The sequence below is a fragment of the Cytobacillus firmus NBRC 15306 genome (genome assembly GCF_001591465.1).
Lineage (GTDB): Bacteria > Bacillota > Bacilli > Bacillales > Cytobacillaceae > Cytobacillus > Cytobacillus firmus.
The window spans coordinates 1-3559 of sequence record NZ_BCUY01000159.1 but is presented as its reverse complement, the minus strand read 5'-3'; the positions used below and the strand labels follow the sequence as shown (position 1 = coordinate 3559).

Here is a 3559-nt window from a genome sequence, read left to right as displayed (position 1 = left end):
AAAACATCCGAAAAAAGATTTATTCTTAGGGAATGCAAAAACAGATGTCGAGCTACGATTTAATTCTTCAGGATTGCAATCAACGGCATAGTTTGCATACTCAAAAGTAGGTTCGTCGTTTCCCCATGGATATTTTCTTTGATCTTTACCCTTACAAGCGTATTCCCATTGTGCTTCAGTCGGTAAGGTCTTTCCTGCAAACTCAGCAAAGGCCATTGCCTCCCACCAACTGACTCCTGTTACCGGATGATCATCTTGATTAAAGTGATCGTCATACCAATAATTTGGGTATTTTATATTGTTATCATTGATATAATCCCACCCTTTTGGTGCCCAAAAGACCGGATTTCCATATCCTCCTTCTTCTACGAACACTCGAAATTGTTGGTTTGTTACTGGTGTTTTATCAATAGCAAAATCATTTAAAGTAACCAACTTAACTGGCTGTTCATCTGGTGAATCGTTACTCCCTCGGAGAAACGTCCCACCTGGGATCACTATCATATTTTCTAACTGATTTTTCACTTGATTACTCACCATAGATTCCCCCATTATCTTAGAAGTCCCATACTTCCAGTTAGTTTATTAACCTTTTTCTTGTCTCCACATAAAGCTAATCCTAAATACTCTAGATCATTTGCTGAGAATGTCGCTATTTTTTGGGTATATTCCTCATAATTTTTTGTTGTTTGTGCAGCATTACTAAAGTCAACAACAAGTAAATCGGAAAATTCTTCAGCATATACCTTATCTCTTAAATCCTTAATCTTTAGAGAATCACCCTTCAGAATAGGAATCGGAGTGGTAGTTATCCCTACATGAGAATGACCACTTCCATCTATTACAGTTGGCCCAATAATTCCATCTATTTTCTTTCCTAAAGTAAGGGCTAACACCGCAGCAGTATTTGCAATTAATCCTGTTGGTAAATCCGCATCAATAACCATTACACATTTCATTTCCACGATTATTCCTCCATTTGTTAAGTTTGAATTAATACTATCGTTGATTTCGGCCAAAAACGGACCATAACATTAAAATAGTTCGGGTAGGCGAAATGAATTCGATATTATATTTTTTGACGGCATTTTCAGTCGTTAAACAAAGATCAACATCACCATTCTGCAATTTAACCGCAGCTTCACTTGTTGAATTAACAAGCAGCACTTCATAGTTCATGTCAAAATCAGCTAAGAACCAAGGAAGAAGACTTGAAGGTGCATGATGAGTTGCAATAATCAAAGGACGCCCCGTATCCAATTCTTCACATGGTCTTTTTGCAACTCCATATAAAGGTGTTTCAAAGACAAATGGGAACAAAAATTTGATATCCTTTGACATGTAAAACTTATCTATTCCCTTGTAAGCATTCGCTACAAGAAGAACATTAGATACTCCCGAAACCAAGCTTTCATAAGCTTCTTCATAAGAAGGGAAAAGCGAATATTTTCCATGTTCTGCTTTTAGTGATGATAGCAAATATTCAGCTGATGCTTCACTGCTGGTTCCAGAAGGACCTAGAGTAGCAATTTCAAGTTGATCTAAGAAAAATAAAGAAGAAAAAAGCCTATCATTCCAATTTGATAAACGATGATTTTGCTCTCTTACCTGAGATTTTACGGCCATTTCACACCACCTGTATCGATTTGATTATTTACGTTGTATATTTCCAATATGTGTAACTTCTTTCCCCTTTTATAATTTAGCATGGTAAAATGGTTGGTATAAGGACCAATTATTATAAAATTTTATAGGACCAATTTGAAAACGAAAGCAAGGGTGAAGAGTATGCTGTGGATATCAATTGATCGAACAATGGATATGCCTTTAATTAGACAAGTTTACGAACAAATTCGTATGCGTATATTACATGGGGAACTTTCAGCCGGGGAATGTCTTCCACCTTCCCGTGAATTAGCCTCAAGTCTAGGTATTTCACGAAATGTTGTAGTAGAAGCTTATGACCAATTATTAGCAGAAGGATATATAGAAGGACGGCAAGGGTCAGGAACATATGTTGCTGAAGGAGCATACTTGGATCAACAGGAGAAAAAAGATTTTTTATCTTTTTTTGACATGCATCAATTAAAAGAGGAAACAAACGACATTATTGATTTTCGTTCAGGTCTTCCTGCTTTAGATATGTTTCCAAGGAATACATGGGGACAAATCTCTAAACAAGTTTGTGCAGATACTTCTCATTCCATTTTTGGTTATGGCTATCCTGAAGGGAGAATTGAACTACGTCATATCCTTTCTCGCTACCTTAAAAGAACAAGGGGGGTTCATTGCCATCCAGACCAATTAGTTATTACCTCCGGAGCAACACAAGCTTTATCTCTTATAGCTAATCTATTTCTTTCCCCTGGGGATGAAGTAATGATTGAAGATCCTATTACTCATGAAATTCAAACAATTTTTACTTCTCCAGGCTCAACACTCTATCCTATACCTGTGGATGAACAAGGAATGAGAACAGATTTAATTCCACTAGATAAAAAACCTAGTTTTATTTTTGTCACACCGTCACATCAGTTTCCACTTGGAGGGACTTTGCCTATTCAACGCCGGATTCAACTTATTCAATTTGCTCGAAAAGCTAATTGCTATATTGTAGAAGATGATTATGACAGCGAATTTCGTTATCAAGGTGCTCCCATTAATTCACTTCAAGGGCTTGATCCAGATAGAGTGGTTTACATAGGAACTTTTAGCAAGATATTGTCACCAGCGCTTAGATTAGGTTACTTAATTCTTCCGCCTTCTTTAACAAAACGATGTAAAGATTTAAAATGGTTCACAGATCTTCACACCCCCTCATTAGAACAACTTACTATTGCACGCTTTATAGATGAAAGACATTTGGAGCGCCATATTAGAAAAATGAAAAAAATTTATAAAGCACGACGGGATCAGGTGAAAAAATGTTTAACAGAAGAGTTTGGTAATAAGGTGAAAATTTTAGGGGATTCAACAGGCCTGCATTTGATTGCTGAATTTAAAAACATAGAGTTTACAGATCAAAAAGTAAAAAGCATAATGGAACGACATAAAATTAATATTTATCCAGTCGAACTTCATACCATTAAAAAGGAAATGCATCAAAATAAAATAATTTTAGGTTATGGAAATTTAACAATAGAGGAAATAAAAGAAGGTATCAATAGACTAAAACAAGCTCTAATTTAAAAGTTTATATCCATATGAATGTGGTTATTGGACTTTAATACCGGTCAATAAAATATGTCCATAATGTTCACTTATAAAAGTTTGAAATAAAAAGAAATTTAGATAGAAAGATTGAATCTAATGCGTAAAGTATATTCGAACATCCTATTATAGGATGGCTTTTCTTAGTCTTTAGCATTTATTTATTCTTATGGACTTTTATTGAAGCAAACTCTTTTTTATCGGTATTTGTGTTCTAATTGTAGGATTGCTTTCACTATTTTTCTCGAAAAAAACTGTTAATCAGTCAGGAAATTTCCTTTCCCTTTATGATCAGTAAACAAATAAAAAACGCCCCAATGGCGTTTCAGTTTGTAGACAAAAGGGTGTT

General features: G+C 35.1%; 4 protein-coding genes. 1 reads left to right on the top strand and 3 read right to left on the bottom strand.

What is annotated here, in order from left to right; genetic code table 11:
• The 3 genes from BFI01S_RS21275 to BFI01S_RS21265 all read right to left on the bottom strand — a co-directional run.
• Window positions 1–540: formylglycine-generating enzyme family protein (locus BFI01S_RS21275; RefSeq protein WP_235831253.1), on the bottom strand; the 540-nt coding region annotated here is incomplete at its 3' end.
• 11 nt (window positions 541–551) lie between these two features.
• Window positions 552–959 carry a DUF2000 domain-containing protein gene (locus BFI01S_RS21270; RefSeq protein WP_061794361.1) on the bottom strand — a complete coding sequence of 136 codons (408 nt, stop codon included), beginning with the start codon at window positions 957–959 and terminating at the stop codon, window positions 552–554.
• A 40-nt stretch (window positions 960–999) separates the two neighbouring features.
• Entirely contained in the window at window positions 1000–1626 is a 627-nt protein-coding gene (locus tag BFI01S_RS21265; RefSeq protein ID WP_061794360.1) for a hypothetical protein, read from the bottom strand.
• 162 nt (window positions 1627–1788) lie between these two features.
• On the opposite strand from BFI01S_RS21265, the gene pdxR reads away from it, so the two are divergent.
• Window positions 1789–3189 (top strand): MocR-like pyridoxine biosynthesis transcription factor PdxR, encoded by a 1401-nt coding sequence (gene pdxR / locus BFI01S_RS21260; RefSeq protein ID WP_061794359.1) that lies wholly within the window; start codon window positions 1789–1791, stop codon window positions 3187–3189.
• Window positions 3190–3559: the final 370 nt, after the last annotated feature.